Raw genomic sequence first — 14,830 nt, 5'->3', positions numbered from 1 at the left:
AAAAACCAACTTGTGGCGTAAAAAAAAACCAGCCATTGCGGGCTGGTCTCTTTTCTTTAGCTCGATCAGGCTTCTTGCGGAATTTTATCCGCGACCAGCGCCAGCGCAGCTTCCAGCACGCGCACGTCTGCGCCCGGTTTATGGGCATTTTCACTGAGGTAGCGTCGCCATTGTCGGGCGCCAGGGATTCCCTGGAACAGACCGAGCATATGACGCGTCACATGTCCCAGGTAAGTGCCCTTTGCCAGTTCCGCTTCAATGTAAGGATACATGGCGCGAACCACCGCCACCGGGTCGGCCGCCGGATGCTGACGTCCAAACAGTTGCTGATCCACCTGCGCCAGAATGCCCGGATTCTGATAGGCTTCGCGGCCCATCATCACGCCATCAAGGTGCTGCAGATGAGTCTGCGCCTCTTCCAGCGTTTTCACGCCGCCGTTAATCGCCAGCGTCAGGTGCGGGAAATCCCGTTTCAACTGATAGACCCGAGGGTAATCCAGCGGCGGAATTTCGCGGTTCTCTTTCGGACTCAGGCCCGACAGCCAGGCTTTACGGGCATGGATGATAAACGTCTCACATCCGCCGCGCTCGGCCACCGTGCCGACAAAATCGGTCAGGAACGGATAGCTGTCCTGCTCGTCAATCCCGATACGCGTTTTCACCGTCACCGGAATCGATACCACGTCGCGCATCGCCTTGATGGCGTCAGCCACCAGATCCGCTTCCGCCATCAGACAGGCGCCGAAGCGGCCGTTCTGCACCCGGTCAGAGGGACAACCGACATTGAGGTTCACTTCATCATAGCCGCGTTGCTCGGCCAGCTTCGCGCAGTGCGCCAGCGCGGCGGGATCGCTGCCACCCAGTTGCAGAGCGACCGGATGTTCATCCTCGCTGTACGCCAGATAATCGCCTTTACCATGAATGATCGCGCCGGTAGTGACCATTTCGGTATAGAGCAGCGTATCGCCGGTAAGCTGGCGATGAAAATAGCGGCAATGGCGATCGGTCCAGTCGAGCATCGGGGCAATCGAGAAACGTTGCGAAGAAAATGTATCCATGAAGCGCAGGCAATCCGGTATTTAAGAGTGATGGAATTCTGTGCAAGGATAACACAAGGGCGGGCGATAGTGCATCGCCCGCCCCGAACCGCGGCTAAAAGAAGGTTAGAAATTGAAGCCGAGCTGCATCATCGCGCCCCAGGTATTGTTAGCGCCCACCGAGCCAGCCAGATCCAGATGTACCGCCTTGTTAAACGGTGACAGGCCAAAACCGGCGGTCGCGACGTTCTCATCATTTGAACGCATATCCGCACGATAACCCGCACGTAACTGTAACCAGTCGAGTACCCGATATTCCGCACCCACTGCTGCATACTGGCTGTTATCCTGGGTTTTAAACCGTTTGGTTTCGGTCAGGTCAACATCACCGGTGACGGTAAACGGCCCTTTATCCCAGGCCAGACCGGTGGTGACCAGCGGACGGATCTGATAGGTATCGCGGAAGCCGTTGACCTCTTTAGTCTGCAGATCGCGGGAAACCAGGTTTTGTCCGGTAATACCCAGCGTCCAGTTTTCAGCAAAGGTGGTGGCCAGACCGGCATCGACGTTAAAGCCGGTATCCGTGCTGCGATACTGGCTATTGTTGATGTCACTTTTGTCGTAGTTGTAGATGCTGGCGGTGTAGTTATAGAGCCAGGTTTTTTGCAATTTCGGCGTGACGCCCACTGACACCGGCTGACCGGCAATGGTGAATTCATGCGCCAGCGCAACGCCGTAATCGGTCACCAGCGCCGCTAAGCCGTTGGCGCTGGAGCGCAGGTTGTTCTGGTCGCCCGGACGAGGGAGCACCGTCCCGTCAGCCACGCCGCGCAGATAATCGATATCGCTCTGGACCACGTTGGCACGCACATGTGCCGAGCCGTAGGCTTTGGTAATAAAGGCGAAAGGCAGCGTCTCATTTGGAATAGTCACCGCCAGCGCCACCCCGGCACTGCCGTCTGCTTTGTTGCCGCGCAGATCGTTTAACTTGTTGGCGACATCGCCTGAGGCGGCGCGCACTTCAGGATAGCCACGCAGATAATCGGCAAAAGTCAGATTACCGATAACATCGCGGTAGCGATCGACGGTATCGGTGATGTCATCCACTTTGTCGATCAGATGATCTTTGTCGGTGACCTGAATACCGGCTGAAGGAAAAATAATACTGACGCTGTCGTCGGGTTTTGCTCGCGTCATTAAAGCCGGGTTGGCCAGCACGGCGGAGCCATAAAGAGAAGATGCGACACCGGTACCGCCCATAGCGTCGTTACGTGCATCATACCAGGTACCTGCCGCCATGGCGGAAGAAGAAAGGAAAAGCGCATTCAATACAGCGGTGTACACCAGCGCTGAGCGTTGAGCGGATTTTTTCACCATTTGCCTGCTATCACCTGAGAAAGTGCCGTTGAAACATTCAACGACTGAATAGTTTGTTAGCTCTATTGTGAACGTTGGCTAACGCGTTATTGCTGTGAATTCAAAGGAAACAGTCTCTTAATTCGAAGGATTGGATGTTTTCCAATCAGAAAATTATAATTTTTATTCAAAATACACGGGAAAAAATAAAATAATACCAGACATTTCTTAAGTCTTTCTGAACAGTACGTCTTAACTCCGTGAGATGCAAAGCAAAAGTGTTAAACGGCGCATCCCGGCTCCCCGTCACGTGGATCTGTTTTTATGCCGATAACAGGCAATCCCGATGCCGGCATGCTCTTTCCTGCTGTTTTTGCCCGCAAAATAGCCGCTTTTCCGCCCGAAAACCAACCTCTGCGCGGCTAAATTTTGTGTGATAAAATAACATCACTTATCCAGCGGAGAACTTTCATGTCAAACATGACGTCACAGCAAATAATGACCCAGGCGGAAAAACTGTGCCTGCAGCGCGGTGTGCGTCTGACGTCGCAACGGGCGGAAGTGTTGCGATTAATGGCTGAGCAGCCGGGTTCAATTAGCGCCTATGATCTGCTGGATCAACTCCGGGTCAGCGAACCGCAGGCCAAGCCGCCCACCGTTTATCGGGCGCTTGATTTCCTGCTGGAACAGGGGTTTATCCACCGGGTAGAGTCCAATAATAGCTATGTGATGTGTCATCATTTTGAGGCACCGGCACATACGTCGGTAATGCTGGTATGCGACCGCTGTGCCGCTGTCACTGAGAAGCAGGCGCAGGGCGTCGAAAAGATCATCGCGACGCTGGCTGGCGAGGCACAATTTGCCCTGCGTCACAGCGTGATTGAAGCGCATGGATTATGTGAGAGTTGTGTTGCAGTAGAAGCCTGCACGCATCATGAAAGTTGCGAACACGATCATCAGAGTGAGGGTAAGAAGCGGGGAAAACGCGGGTAGTGTGCACATCCTTGTGCGGTTGCCGGTATGAGCCGTACCGGCGGGTAGGAGCTTTATCCGTAAATCTGCGTGATTACCAACGGTAATCTTTGTTCTGGCCTTCCCAGTCCGTTACTTCGCGCTCTGCATCTTCTTTTGCATAGCCATAACGTTCCTGAATTTTACCGACCAGCTGATCGCGTTTGCCTTCAATAACCTGCATGTCATCGTCGGTCAGCTTGCCCCATTTCTCTTTCACATTACCTTTAAACTGCTTCCAGTTGCCGCTCGCTTGATCTTTATTCATGGCAGACCTCTATGTCATCCTTTGGTTGCATCATTTATCTTGAAAGAAAACAAAATGACGATATAAAGCGCTGGTTAACCGCGCTGCTTACGGTTAATTGTAGTAGAAGATTTTAGAGTTGCTGGAATAATACAGAATAATCTGTAGCGAACCGGCTAGAGCAGCCCGCTATCAGGCGTCGAACCAGCTGTTCTGCTGCCAGTGTTTACGCCAGATCAGCCACAGCGACAGTCCGCGCAGCGCCAGAAAAACCGTTACCGCCAGCCACAATCCGTGGTTGCCCAGTATCGGGACGCTGAGCAGCGTCAGGAAGTAGCCGAGTGCCGCTACCATCATGCTATTACGCATCTCCCGGCCGCGGGTCGCGCCGATAAACATGCCATCGAGCAGATAACACCAGACGCCAATCAGCGGCAGGATGACCTGCCATATCAGATAGCGATCGGCAGCCTGTTGCAGCGGTTCAAGGGAGGTCAGCAGCGCCACGATGTGCGGGCCGGAGAGCGCATAGAGCAGCGAAAAACCGATCGCCACCACCACCGCCTGTCGACAGGCGGCGTGCCAGACGCGCAGCAATTTGCTGCCATCTTTTGCGCCGTGTGCCTCGCCAGCAAAGGCTTCTACTGCATAGGCGAAACCGTCAAGCGCGTAGGCGGTAAAGGTGATAAACATCAACAGCACCGCGTTGACTGCCACCACCTGCGGACCGATGCGCGCGCCCAGTACCGTCAGTGAGGCAAAGCAGAGCTGCAGCAGTAACGAACGCAGCATGATGTCGCGATTAAGCCGCAGCAGGCGCTGAATATCACCGCGCCAGCTCTGCTTCAGTATTGCCGTGGTGATGCCGCGCAGTTTCAACACCCGCCAGACCATCACCGCACCGACGGCCAGCGTAATGTACTCTGCCAGTGCGGTCGCGGTTGCCGCACCCGCCACGCCCCCAATGCAGCCCCATCACCAGCCAGAGGTCGAGCACAATATTGACCAGATTACCCACCACCAGCAGGATGACCGGCGCCCGCGCATACTGCACACCGAGCAGCCAGCCAAGGATCACCAGGTTTGCCAGCGTGGCAGGCGCACTCAGCCAGCGAATCTGAATAAACAGCGCCGCCTGTTGTAAAACGTTGGGATCGCCGCCAATCAGAGGAGTTGCCAGGGTGATAATGGGAGAACGCAGGCAGATGAACAGCACGCCAGCCAGCAGCGCAATGATTAAAGGCTGGGTCAGCGCACGTGCCAGCGCCGTTTTATCGCCCGCGCCGAATGCCTGCGCCGTCAGGCCGGTGGTACTCATCCGCAGGAACAGCAGCAGCATGAAGAGAAAACTGGTGACTGTCGTGCCGACCGCAACCCCGCCGAGATAGACCGGGCTGTCGAGATGACCAATGACAGCGGTATCGACCACACCCAGTAAGGGAACGGTGATGTTAGAAAGGATCATCGGCAGCGCGAGCCGCCAGAGGTTTTTGTCGGTAGCCGTTAAAAAACGCATTCGCAGTTCCGTGCTCAGCGCTGCAGAGAGGGGAGCTGCAGCGACAAAATTAGGGCCGACAGAATAGCATCAGACGCTACGAATGCGCGGTTATGTCAGACTCAGAGCCACTCGCCGTTGCGAACCACACCCACCGCCAGACCTTCAACGGTCAGTGACTGGGCACGTGTATCGACGACGATCGGATCAAAGTCGCTGTTTTCCGGCAGGAGATGCACAATAGCACCCTGCTTTTTCCAGCGTTTTACCGTCACTTCATCATCAATGCGGGCCACGACAACCTGGCCATTACGCACGTCCTGGGTTTTATGTACCGCGAGCAGGTCGCCATCCATAATCCCGATATCTTTCATCGACATTCCGCTGACGCGCAGCAGGAAGTCGGCAGAGGGTTTGAACAGGCCCGGATCGACTTTGTAATGGGTTTCGATATGTTCCTGCGCCATGATCGGCTCACCGGCAGCAACCCGGCCAATTAACGGCAGACCTTCAGAGGCCTCTTCTTCCATTAACAGACGAATACCGCGCGAGGCGCCAGAGACAATCTCAATCACCCCTTTACGTGCCAGCGCTTTAAGATGCTCTTCTGCCGCATTCGGCGAGCGGAAACCCAGCTGCGCGGCAATTTCTGCACGCGTAGGCGGCATGCCCGTTTGAGTAATATGGTCGCGAATCAGGTCATAGACCTGCTGCTGCCTGCTGGTTAATGCTTTCATCCCGCCCCCTGGTTGTTTATACAGTCGCTGTGAGTATATACAGGTATTGGCGAAATGGAAACCGATTCTCAGGCAAAAACGCGCCAGATGGCGCGTTGTGGAAGGGTTATCGCAAATGCGCCCAGAGCAGCGCGATCCAGACAAACAGTGCCAGTAAAATAGTGATCAGCACCGCCGCCGAGCCCATATCTTTTGCCCGACCCGCTAACGGGTGGCGCTCCTGACCGATACGATCCACAACCGCCTCGATGGCGCTATTGAGGATTTCAACGATGACCACCAGCACCACTGCGCCGATCATCAGGATGCGCGAGACGATATCGACATCCAGCCAGCAGGCCACAATAATGGCGACCAGCGCGGCCAGCGCCTCCTGCCGGAAAGCCGCTTCATGCTGCCAGGCGGCACGCAGGCCCTGCCATGAGTAACCTGCGGCTTTTACAATTCTTACGAGACCGGTGGCATTATTTGCCATATTGGTGGAACCCTTTCAACGGATTGACGTCAATGTCTGGGCTGCGTGCAATTGGCACCACCACAGATCTTCGCTGCGCTTTCTGGTATGCTTGCGGCGCTTTGCTAACAAGAGGCTTCATGTTGTCTATGTCAGGTTGGCGTAAACTTTATTACAAATTACTGAATTTACCACTGTCGTTTTTGGTAAAGAGTAAGGCCATTCCGGCCGATCCCGTTTCTGAACATGGTCTGGACCCGACCCGGCCCATTATGTACGTTCTGCCTTACGATTCGAAGGCTGACTTACTGACTTTACGCGCGCAGTGCCTGCGGCATCATCTGCCCGATCCGCTCTCTCCCCTGGAGATTGATGGTTCGCTGCTGCCGCGCCACGTTTTTATCCACGATGGCCCGCGCGTCTTTCCCTATTTTGTGCCCAGCGTCGAATCGGTGAAGATTTTTCACGATTATCTCGACCTGCATCGCAACAACCCCAAGCTGGATATCCAGATGCTGCCGGTGACGGTGATGTTTGGTCGTGCGCCAGGCCGTGAGGTTCAGGGCGAAGATGCACCGCACCTGCGGGTACTGAACGGTGTGCAAAAGTTCTTTGCGGTGATCTGGCACGGACGCGACAGTTTTGTCCGTTTTTCACCGACCGTATCGCTGCGCCGCATGGCGACTGAACACGGCACTGACAAATCGATCGCCCAGAAACTGGCCCGGGTAGCGCGCATTCACTTTGCCCGTCAGCGTCTGGCGGCAGTGGGCCCACGCTTACCGGCACGTCAGGATCTGTTTAATCGCCTGTTGCAGTCCAAAGCGATTGAAAAAGCGGTCGAAGATGAAGCACGCAGCAAAAAAATCTCCCATGAAAAAGCGCAGCAAAATGCGGTTGAGATGATGGAAGAGATTGCGGCGAACTTCTCCTATGAAGCGATCCGCGTAACGGATCGCGTGATGGGCTGGCTCTGGAGCCGTCTCTATCAGGGCATCAACGTTAACGGCGGCGAAAAAGTGCGTCAGCTGGCGCAGGATGGACATGAAATCGTCTATGTGCCGTGCCATCGCAGTCACATGGATTACCTGCTGCTCTCTTACGTGCTCTATCATCAGGGACTGGTGCCGCCGCACATTGCCGCCGGTATCAACCTCAACTTCTGGCCAGCCGGACCTATTTTCCGTCGTCTGGGCGCGTTCTTCATTCGTCGTACCTTTAAAGGCAATAAGCTGTATGCCACGGTGTTCCGTGAATATCTCGGTGAGTTGTTCACCCGCGGCTATTCGGTGGAATACTTTGTTGAAGGCGGGCGTTCACGCACCGGCCGCCTGCTCGATCCGAAAACCGGGACCTTAGCGATGACCCTGCAAGCGATGCTGCGCGGCGGTAATCGTCCGATTACCCTGGTGCCGATTTACATCGGTTACGAGCACGTGATGGAAGTGGGTACTTACGCCAAAGAGCTACGCGGCGCGGCGAAAGAGAAAGAAGGCTTCATGCAGATGGTGCACGGCTTGCGTAAGCTGCGCAACCTCGGCCAGGGCTACGTTAACTTTGGCGAACCGCTGCCGCTGGTTAACTATCTTAACAAGCGCGTGCCGGAGTGGCGTGACGCCATCGATCCCATTGAGCCGCAGCGCCCTACCTGGTTAACGCCTACCGTCAATGACATCGCAGCGAGCCTGATGGTTCGCATCAATGAAGCGGGCGCGGCGAACGCCATGAACCTGTGCGTGACCGCGCTGCTCGCCTCACGTCAGCGCTCACTCACCCGCGAACAGCTGATTGAGCAGCTTGAATGCTATACCCAGCTGCTGCGTAATGTGCCTTACTCTGCCAATGCCACCGTCCCCGACCTCTCCGCTGAGGCGCTGCTGGATCACGCGATGGGCATGAATAAGTTTGAAAGCGAGAAAGACAGCATTGGCGACATCATCATTCTGCCGCGTGAGCAGGCCGTGCTGATGACCTACTATCGCAACAACATTCACCACATGCTGGTGATGCCGTCGCTGATCGCCGCCATTGTGCAACAGCACCAGACACTGAGCGAAGCCGAGCTGCTGCGCCAGGTGAGCCTGATTTACCCAATGCTGAAGAGCGAACTGTTCCTGCGCTGGCAGACCGATGAGCTGCCGCAGCTGCTGACTGAACTCAGTCAGGAACTGGCGCGTCAGGGTCTGATTACGCTGGATGACGGCCAGCTGCGCTTTACGGCGGCTCGTTACCGTACGCTGCAGCTGCTGGCTGCCGGGGTGCGTGAAACGCTCCAGCGTTATGCCATTACCTTCTCAATTCTCAGCGCCAAACCAGCGATTAACCGCGGGACGCTGGAAAAAGAGAGCCGCACACTGGCGCAACGTCTGTCCGTGCTGCACGGTATCAACGCGCCGGAGTTCTTCGACAAAGCGGTCTTTACCTCGCTGGTACTGACGCTGCGTGATGAAGGATATATCAGTGACAGCGGCGATGCCGATGTGGCGCAGACGCTGGCAACCTGGCACATTCTGGCCGACCTGGTCACCAGCGACGTCCGCATGACCATTGAAAGCGCCGTGGCACACGACTGACACAACAAGCGTACAGTAAAAAGGCGACCTCATGAGGTCGCCTTTTTTATAGGTCAGGTCTGGTCCGATTCGCTGTGAGACGGTGCCTGCTCAGGGAACACGGTCAGATCGGAAAGACGCAAAAGCGTCATCCCTGACTGCCCGGCTCGCGCCGTCCCTGCCGCAGGACGCTTTCCTCTTCTGCCCGTGTTCCCTGCGCGTTGAGCTTATCCATTGCTGTCGGATTCATCCTGCATCGGGTTTGGCGACCTCCCGAATCGCCTTTTTTGTGCCTGAATCCCCTATCAGAACAGCTGGCTGAACGGCGGCGTATTCATCAGTACGCCCAGGAACAGTACCAGCCCGACATAATTGTTGTTCAGGAAAGCCTTAAAGCAGGCGGGGCGCTCGCGCCGGGCAATCAGCTTCTGTTGATAAACGAACAGAGCAGCAGCCAGCATCAGCGTCCAGTAAAAGGCCGCGTTGAGTTGCAGCAGCATGCCGACCCACGCCATGAGCAGCAGCGTCGCCAGCTGCAGCAGACCAATGATCAACTTGTCGAAACGACCAAACAGAATTGCGGTCGATTTGACGCCAATCTTCAGATCATCGTCACGATCCACCATCGCATAGAGAGTGTCATAGGCCACCGTCCAGCAGATGTTGGCGAAGAATACCAGCCAGCAGACAAGAGGTAAGGACTCACTAACTGCAGCCCAGGCCATGGGGATCGACCAGCCAAATGCAGCACCCAGCACCACCTGCGGCAGATGGGTATAGCGCTTCATAAACGGATAAACCCAGGCGAGCGCCAGACCCACCACTGAGAGCAATATCGTCATCAGGTTCATGGTCAGCACCAGCGCAAACGCCACCAGTGCCAGCACCGCGAACAGCAGTCTGGCTTCCCGGCTGGTGACCGCACCACTGGCTAAGGGCCGATGTTTCGTTCGCTCAACGTGTCCATCCACCTTACGATCGGCGAAGTCATTAATGACGCAGCGGCTGCACGCATGACGAAAACACCGGCAACAAACACCAGTAGCACCGGCAGCGGCGGGATCGCCATGTCAGCCAGCCATAACGCCCACAGAGTGGGCCACAACAGCAGTAAGGTACCGATCGGTTTATCAATGCGCATCAGGCGGCTGTAGGCCTGCCATTTATTGATATGTAAGCTCTTTTCCACCACAGAATTCCTCAGGCCAGGTCGCGGTAAAGCGGCGAAGCCGGTAAAAACAGTTCCGTCAGCAGCAGCGGTTTGCCGGAGAGCCGCAGACGCGAGCGGCGTCCCCACAGTGCATTAACGTTGCCCGGTTCGATAAAATCACGGGTCAGGGTTGAAGAGGAGAACAGATAACGGCCCAGCGGGCGCGTACCCAGTTGCTGCAGCATCGCTTCCGGGCCATTCAGGGTGCTTTCCGGCACCAGGGTGCGGCCAGCCAGCCAGGGCACGCCGTCGCCGAACAGCAGCACTTCGCGCAGCCAGAAGCGTTTATCGTCCGGTAACAGGGCCCGTTCATCGTCTAACTCGCTGGCGTCAATAAAACCTTCACGTATCGGCTCTACCGTCACCTGCTGGCAATGCTGCTCGAAACGGCGGGTCATGGAATCTTCTTCCATCAGCCAGTCAAGCAATGACGGCGTAAGTGTGGCCTGCGTCGGTGAAAGCCAGTTGAGGGTACGTAATAAGCTGAGCGCGTCTTGCGACATAGCACCACTCCCAATAATTTTCAGGGCGTCAGTTTAACGCAGAGTCGCGCGATGAACACCTGCCGTCGTTGCAGACGGCAGCGTGTTTATTCGCGTTTCAGGCGGTTGCTGTTTGCCAGCCACAGCGTCACAACCAGAATCAGGATTGCGGCGGAATAGCAGAGGGTATCGAAGGGATTTTTATGATCGACAATAATCAGACGGATAATCGCGGTGATACCAATATAGACAAAATAGCGTAACGGGAAGTGGTAGCCAGACTGAAAATACTTAACAATCAACGCAATAAATTCAAAATAGAGGAAATAGATTACAATCCCCTCGATTAGCAGGTAGGAAGACGACTCTTCACCGGTACTGAAAAGTACGTTCGCCAGGTGAATGGTTTCTTTGCCGAGAAAGACGATCAGGATAATCGCCAGGCTAAGCAGGCCCAGATTCAGCACCCATTGCAGCACGGTCGCAAGGTGGCGGGCCAGCGGATTTTTGTCACTCATGTAGCGCCTCAGAAGAGAGTTATTAGCGGTCGCTATCATGCGTGAGTGTGACCTGAATCACAATATGGCGCTTATGCTTCGACATCAACACACAGCGCATCGTAGCGCCAGTATTCGCAGTCGCAATCTATAACCTGCTTTTGCCGATCGCGGTTAATCCGGGTAATCAGCAAACCCGGACTGCCAGGAGCGACATTCAGCGCTGGCGCAGCCACCTCTGGCAAAGGACCGGGCAGAATGGTAAAGCGCGCGCCGCCGTAGCGAATGCCGTAACGCTGGTCATAAAGATCGGTCAGTGAACGGGTGAGATCTTCATCGAGCAGGCCGGGGAAAAAACGCGGGTTAAGGTAGTGCTCCACATACAACACCGCGCGACCGTCAATGCGCCGCAACCGGCGAATGCGGTATACCGGAGTTCCGGGAGGCAGCAGCAGCGCTGTCGCTATCGCGCCCTGCACCCCGACCTGTTCAGCCGCAATCACCTCGGTGGTCGCCTGGCGCCCCTGCTCGCTCGCCATGGCATGAAAATGGCTGTGATGCAGCGGATTGTAGATCAGCCGTGGCGGCGCAATAAACCAGCCACGACGCAGCTCACGATAGATCACGCCCTGCGCCTCCAGCTTGCCTAAGGCTTCACGCAGGGTAATGCGGGTGGTACTGAACGCCTCGCTCAGGGCGCGTTCCGCAGGCAGCCGCCGGCCGCTGAACTCACCCGCCTGAATGCGGCTGAGTAAGGCGCTGGCGATCACGTCCGCCGTTTTGAGTGCTATCGACTCCACAACAGTAGCCTCATTTTGGTGCGATTCCGCACTGTGACCGTTCAGATACGCGTCTCAGCCCTTGCCAGCAACTGGCGGAGGGTGAGCGTCTGCCTTCCGTCATCCCCGCACGGCATCGCTTTGTCATAAATCGTTCATATACAGGGGCTACATTGGCTCGGTTCTTGCTGGACTAGTCCAGTCAGGCCCATCAACTTACACCCGGAGCAACTGAGATGAAAGCGTTTATCGCCTCTGTAGTAGCCAGTGCTGTAGTGCTCGCCCTGCCCGTTGCGCAGGCCGCCGATAACGACCTTGCCGCGCTGGAAAAAGCCGCACGCAGTGAAGGTCAGATTAACAGCGTCGGCATGCCGGACAGCTGGGCCAACTGGAAAGATACCTGGAACGATATCAGCAGCAAATATGGCCTTAAACACAGCGACACCGATATGTCATCGGCCCAGGAGCTGGCGAAATTTGATGCTGAGAAAGAGAACGCCAGCGCCGATATCGGCGATGTCGGCGCGGCATTCGGTCCGGTAGCGGTGGCGAAAGGCGTCGCTCAGCCTTATAAACCCACGCACTGGGATCAGATCCCCGACTGGGCCAAAGATAAAGAGGGGAACTGGGCGCTGGCCTATACCGGCACCATCGCCTTCCTGATCGACAAGCAGCAGGTGAAAGATATCCCGCACAGCTGGGCCGATCTGAAAAAAGGTAAGTATGTGGTTACTATCGGTGACGTGGGCGTGGCTGCTCAGGCGGCGAATGGCGTACTGGCAGCAAACTACGCGTTAGGCGGCGATGAGAAGAACCTGAAACCGGCGCTGGCCTTCTTTGCCGACCTGGCTAAACAGGGTCGTCTCGGCGTCACCGATCCGGTGATTGCCAACATCGAAAAAGGTGAAGTTCAGATGGCGGTAGTGTGGGACTTTAACGGCCTCAACTATCGCGACCAGATCGACAAAAATCGCTACGAAGTGGTGATCCCGTCAGACGGCTCTGTCACCTCCGGCTACACCACCATCATCAACAAATATGCGAAACACCCTAACGCCGCCAAACTGGCGCGCGAATATATTTTCTCAGACCAGGGTCAGATCAATCTGGCGAAGGGTTACGCCCGTCCGATTCGTGCTGAACATCTGACGCTGCCAGCCGACGTTCAGGCCCGTCTGCTGCCGCAGTCTGAATACAAAAATGCCCGTCCAATTCAGGATCAGGCCGCCTGGGATAAATCCTCGAAAATGCTGCCGCGTCTGTGGCAGGAAAACGTCGTTATCAATATGCAGCAGTAAAGCGCGGCAAGGAGAACGCAATGAAGACTATCCTGGTGGTGCTGGACGGGTTGAGCAATCAGGTGGCGCAATATGCCATGGGTTATCTGCACGCCGAGTGTGCCCAGGGCAACGGTCACTATTATCGTCTGACCTGTGAACTTCCTTCGCTGTCGCGCCCGCTATATGAGTGCATTCTGACCGGGGTTCCGCCGGTCAGAAGCGGCATTATTCATAACGGCGTCAACCGATTAAGCCGCGAGCGCAGCGTATTTCACTATGCGCGTGCTGCCGGGCTGACGACCGCGGCGGCGGCTTACCACTGGGTGAGTGAACTCTATAACCGGACGCCCTTTGTTCCGGCGCGCGATCGTCATACCGACGCGCCGGAACTGCCGATTCAGTATGGGCATTTCTACTCTGACGACAGCTATCCCGACTCCCATCTTTTTGAAGATGCCGAAAGCCTGCGGCTGCGCCATGACCCGGACTTTCTGCTGATTCATCCGATGAACATCGATGATGCCGGCCATCAATCCGGCCTCTCCTCCGCGCAATACCGCAACCGGGCGCGCATCGCCGACGGCCTGCTTTCGCTCTGGATGCCAGACTGGCTGGCTGCAGGCTATCAGGTGATTGTGACCGCCGATCATGGCATGAACGACGATCGCTCCCACGGCGGTATCCTGCCGGAAGAGACCCAGGTGCCGCTGTTTGTGTTTGGTGCGGCGTTCTCGCAGCAACCTGATCTGCTGCCGCAGCAGACTGACCTGTGTGGCACCCTGTGCGAACTGCTCGGCGTCGCGCACGATAAACCGCTCTGTCGCGGGCTGCTGGCGGAGCGGCGACTATGAAGGGAAGAGGACTAGCCCTGTTACTGCTGCTGCCTTTTATCCTGTTCTGGGTCGCCTTTCAGCTGGCACCGCTGTTGTGGATTGCCATCAACAGCTTCTGGAGCGAAATGAACACCCGCTGGGGCTGGGATAACTACTACGATATTCTGACTTCACCCTTCTATCTGCAGGCATTTCGCTTTTCGCTGGATATCTCTTTCTGGTCAAGCGTCTATGGCTTGCTGATTGCGCTGCTGACCGGCTATTCGCTGCATCAGCTCGGCGGCGGTCGCCTGCAGCGTTTCCTGATCTCGTTCACCAACATGACCAGCAACTTTGCCGGCGTGCCGCTGGCGTTCGCCTTTGTGATCCTGCTGGGGCTGAACGGTTTTCTGACCCTGCTGCTGCGCCACTATGGCGTCATTGACGCGTTCAGGCTGTTTTCGCGCAACGGCATGGTGCTGGTTTACACCTGGTTCCAGATCCCGCTGGGCGTGCTGCTGCTCTATCCGGCGTTTGACGGGCTGAAACGCGAGTGGCAGGAGTCCGCCGCCCTGCTGGGCGCCAGCCGCTGGCGCTACTGGTGGCACATCGGCCTGCCGATTCTGTTTCCGGCGCTGCTGGGAACCTTTGTCATTCTGCTGGCGAATGCGCTGGGGGCCTACGCCACCATTTATGCTCTCACCACCGGTAACTTTAACGTGGTGCCGGTGCGTATCGCTGCGCTGGTGTCAGGGGATATCTCGCTCGATCCCAACACCGGCAGCGCACTGGCGATGTTGCTGGTAGCCATTATGGCGCTGATCACGCTGGTACAGCAGTATCTGGTGCGCCGTAGCTACCTCAATGCGAAACAGCCATGA

The 14,830-nt window shown here is 56.2% G+C and carries 13 protein-coding genes and 2 pseudogenes; 5 read left to right on the top strand and 10 right to left on the bottom strand.

Annotated features, from left to right (window positions below):
* Positions 1-65: 65 nt before the first annotated feature.
* Together dusA and HA41_RS19645 are read right to left on the bottom strand one after the other, a co-directional pair.
* The gene (gene dusA, locus HA41_RS19650) at positions 66-1,058 is read right to left on the bottom strand and encodes a tRNA dihydrouridine(20/20a) synthase DusA (RefSeq protein ID WP_094122143.1); all 993 of its coding nucleotides are present in this window, start codon (positions 1,056-1,058) and stop codon (positions 66-68) included.
* 105 nt (positions 1,059-1,163) lie between these two features.
* Positions 1,164-2,414 carry a conjugal transfer protein TraF gene (locus HA41_RS19645; protein WP_094122142.1) on the bottom strand — a complete coding sequence of 417 codons (1,251 nt, stop codon included), beginning with the start codon at positions 2,412-2,414 and terminating at the stop codon, positions 1,164-1,166.
* A 450-nt stretch (positions 2,415-2,864) separates the two neighbouring features.
* On the opposite strand from HA41_RS19645, the gene zur reads away from it, so the two are divergent.
* Complete coding sequence (zur, locus tag HA41_RS19640; RefSeq protein ID WP_094122141.1) at positions 2,865-3,386, top strand: zinc uptake transcriptional repressor Zur; 522 nt, start codon at positions 2,865-2,867, stop codon at positions 3,384-3,386.
* Between the two features lie 73 nt (positions 3,387-3,459).
* Here the strand turns inward: zur and HA41_RS19635 are convergent, their stop codons facing one another.
* The 4 genes and pseudogenes from HA41_RS19635 to HA41_RS19620 all read right to left on the bottom strand — a co-directional run bounded on the left by HA41_RS19635 (position 3,460) and on the right by HA41_RS19620 (position 6,358).
* Positions 3,460-3,672 carry a CsbD family protein gene (locus HA41_RS19635; RefSeq protein ID WP_094122140.1) on the bottom strand — a complete coding sequence of 71 codons (213 nt, stop codon included), beginning with the start codon at positions 3,670-3,672 and terminating at the stop codon, positions 3,460-3,462.
* A gap of 171 nt (positions 3,673-3,843) precedes the next feature.
* A pseudogene (gene dinF / locus HA41_RS19630) lies at positions 3,844-5,167 on the bottom strand (MATE family efflux transporter DinF).
* Positions 5,168-5,268: 101 nt separating this feature from the next.
* Positions 5,269-5,883, bottom strand: a complete 615-nt coding sequence (gene lexA, locus HA41_RS19625) for a transcriptional repressor LexA (protein WP_094122139.1) — start codon at positions 5,881-5,883, stop codon at positions 5,269-5,271.
* A gap of 106 nt (positions 5,884-5,989) precedes the next feature.
* The gene (locus HA41_RS19620; RefSeq protein WP_094122138.1) at positions 5,990-6,358 is read right to left on the bottom strand and encodes a diacylglycerol kinase; all 369 of its coding nucleotides are present in this window, start codon (positions 6,356-6,358) and stop codon (positions 5,990-5,992) included.
* 128 nt (positions 6,359-6,486) lie between these two features.
* On the opposite strand from HA41_RS19620, the gene plsB reads away from it, so the two are divergent.
* On the top strand, positions 6,487-8,910 hold the full coding sequence (plsB, locus tag HA41_RS19615; RefSeq protein WP_094122137.1) for a glycerol-3-phosphate 1-O-acyltransferase PlsB: 2,424 nt from the start codon (positions 6,487-6,489) through the stop codon (positions 8,908-8,910).
* A 284-nt stretch (positions 8,911-9,194) separates the two neighbouring features.
* Here plsB and ubiA read toward each other — a convergent pair.
* The 4 genes and pseudogenes from ubiA to HA41_RS19595 all read right to left on the bottom strand — a co-directional run bounded on the left by ubiA (position 9,195) and on the right by HA41_RS19595 (position 11,878).
* Positions 9,195-10,030, bottom strand: a pseudogene (gene ubiA / locus HA41_RS19610) (4-hydroxybenzoate octaprenyltransferase).
* 59 nt (positions 10,031-10,089) lie between these two features.
* The gene (gene ubiC / locus HA41_RS19605) at positions 10,090-10,602 is read right to left on the bottom strand and encodes a chorismate lyase (protein WP_094122136.1); all 513 of its coding nucleotides are present in this window, start codon (positions 10,600-10,602) and stop codon (positions 10,090-10,092) included.
* Positions 10,603-10,688: 86 nt separating this feature from the next.
* Entirely contained in the window at positions 10,689-11,099 is a 411-nt protein-coding gene (psiE, locus tag HA41_RS19600) for a phosphate-starvation-inducible protein PsiE (protein WP_094122135.1), read from the bottom strand.
* Positions 11,100-11,170: 71 nt separating this feature from the next.
* The gene (locus HA41_RS19595; protein ID WP_094122134.1) at positions 11,171-11,878 is read right to left on the bottom strand and encodes a UTRA domain-containing protein; all 708 of its coding nucleotides are present in this window, start codon (positions 11,876-11,878) and stop codon (positions 11,171-11,173) included.
* Positions 11,879-12,093: 215 nt separating this feature from the next.
* Between HA41_RS19595 and HA41_RS19590 the strand changes: the two genes are divergently transcribed.
* The 3 genes from HA41_RS19590 to HA41_RS19580 are packed head-to-tail and all read left to right on the top strand — an operon-like array spanning position 12,094 to position 14,830.
* Positions 12,094-13,155, top strand: coding sequence for an ABC transporter substrate-binding protein (locus HA41_RS19590; RefSeq protein WP_094122133.1), 1,062 nt, complete (start codon positions 12,094-12,096; stop codon positions 13,153-13,155).
* 20 nt (positions 13,156-13,175) lie between these two features.
* On the top strand, positions 13,176-13,988 hold the full coding sequence (locus HA41_RS19585; RefSeq protein WP_094122132.1) for an alkaline phosphatase family protein: 813 nt from the start codon (positions 13,176-13,178) through the stop codon (positions 13,986-13,988).
* The gene (locus HA41_RS19580; protein ID WP_094122131.1) at positions 13,985-14,830 is read left to right on the top strand and encodes an ABC transporter permease; all 846 of its coding nucleotides are present in this window, start codon (positions 13,985-13,987) and stop codon (positions 14,828-14,830) included. Before HA41_RS19585 ends, HA41_RS19580 begins: the two co-directional genes overlap by 4 nt.

It is taken from the genome of Pantoea conspicua (assembly GCF_002095315.1).
Classification (GTDB): domain Bacteria; phylum Pseudomonadota; class Gammaproteobacteria; order Enterobacterales; family Enterobacteriaceae; genus Pantoea; species Pantoea conspicua.
Note: the sequence above shows the minus strand (reverse complement) of the source record. Positions and strands in the feature narration are given on the sequence as shown.